1 protein-coding gene is annotated in these 239 nt (G+C 56.1%); it reads left to right on the top strand.

Annotation, left to right across the window (positions count from 1 at the left end; translation table 11 throughout):
- A partial coding sequence (locus AC0L3B_RS40275) for a DUF1016 N-terminal domain-containing protein (RefSeq protein WP_473383634.1) occupies positions 1 to 239 on the top strand: 239 nt, incomplete at both ends.

The raw sequence follows: 239 nt of genomic DNA, 5'->3' as shown, positions 1-239 counted from the left end.
CCGCCTTGCGCAGGATCTGCGGGCAGCGTTTCCCGACATCAAGGGCTTTTCGCCACGTAATCTCAAGTACATGCGTGCTTTTGCCGAGGCATGGCCAGATTCGGAATTTGTGCAACAGGCTGCTGCACAATTGCCGTGGGGGCACAACGTGGTGTTGCTCGATAAGCTTCCCTGCCCGGAAACACGTCGTTGGTACATCACCCAAGCAGTTAAACACAACTGGTCACGTAACACGCGGG

It is taken from the genome of Bradyrhizobium sp. Kon56 (genome assembly GCF_055807635.1).
The sequence above is the reverse complement of the archived record's forward strand: the minus strand, read 5'-3'. Positions and strand labels throughout refer to the sequence as shown.